At 55.8% G+C, this 1436-nt stretch carries 1 protein-coding gene; it reads left to right on the top strand.

The window, feature by feature from the left end; all coding sequences use genetic code 11:
- Positions 1-1436, top strand: a 1436-nt coding sequence (locus GJR95_RS41970; RefSeq protein ID WP_198424789.1) for an SdrD B-like domain-containing protein, incomplete at both ends; no start/stop codon positions are given.

The following is a 1436-nucleotide window of genomic DNA, read 5'->3' on the forward strand; positions in this document are numbered from 1 at the left end:
ACCGCCACGAACCAGTATAGTGTCAGAGGAACCCTTTCGGCGACCAATGCAATGGGTAGTCAACTAATAACCATTACCGATGGCACAGTCAGTACTACCGCAACACTTGCAGGCAATGAGCCAACCAGCTTCACCCTCAACGGGTTAACCAGTAGTGGCACCTTGCATACCGTAACAGCTTCAGCAACGAACTGTGGTATGGCCAGCACCACTTACACCGCACCGGCTTCCTGCTCGGGTACACCAACTGCCGGTCTGGGTGATTACGTCTGGAATGATTCCAATAAGAATGGTAGTCAGGATGCGGGCGAAGCCCCCATCCCCGGCGTGGTCGCTACCCTGTTCATCAATGGGGTCAGCTCAGCCACCACCCTGACCAATGCCACCGGCTTCTACTCCTTCACCGGATTGACTCCAGGCTCAAGTCTCTCCTACTCAGCGGGCTTCTCCACTCCGGCGGGCTTCTCCGCCACCAGCCAGAATCAGGGGGACGATGACACCAAAGATTCGGACGCCGATCCCTTTACTGGCAAAACTCAGTCCGTCACCCTGTTGGCGGGGGAGTTCAATCCTACCCTGGATGCAGGCTTCTATGGCGCTAACCCCGAGCTCAGGTTGGACAAACGGGTCGACAAGTCGAAAGCTAAGGTTGGGGATGTGCTCTCCTACAGCCTGGTGCTCACCAATACGGGCTCCGCTCTGGCTTCCCATGTGGTCGTGCAGGACTCAACCTCTTCGGGTCTGAGCTATGTGCTCAATTCAGCCACGGCTCCCGTGGGTACCACCTTCACCCAGGGTACGCCCATCAGCCTGTGGACAGTAGCCAGCCTCAGCCCCGGCCAGAGTCTCACACTTACCTTCCAGGCCAAAGCCGATACCAGTGGTATCCTCTATAATACAGCCACCATTCCAGGAGATACGGCGAAGGTCTGTACGTCGATACCCGTCAAGATGTGCCTTGGCGATGAATACACCCTGACGGCACCTGCGGGACGACCCAGCTATCGATGGTTCAAGGATGGTGTGCTCATACCCGGACAAAGCAATAATGAATTGGTGGTCAACGAACCAGGTGCCTACAGTCTGGAGAATGACAATACCGGGGGACTATGTCCTACATTCTCGTGCTGCCCCTTCATTTTAGAACTCGATACGTTACCGAACTATCAGGCGGTGGCCATAGCTGCGACTTGTCAGGGCAATACGCCCCAAAACAATGGTCAAGTGGTGTTAAGCCAGTTCAATCCGAAACACACCTACCAGTACTCGGTAGGGGCTTCGTTCAACGCTGCCGCTTCGCTCTCGGGTCCAGCCCAGGTGATTCCCGCCAATGGGGTGCTTGTGAGCACCCTGGCCAGTCCGGGGGTTGCCACCACGTACACGGTGCGGGTTTATAACCAGTCAGGATGTTACACCGACATGACCGTATTATTGAT

The sequence above is a fragment of the Spirosoma endbachense genome (assembly GCF_010233585.1).
GTDB classification, from domain to species: domain Bacteria; phylum Bacteroidota; class Bacteroidia; order Cytophagales; family Spirosomataceae; genus Spirosoma; species Spirosoma endbachense.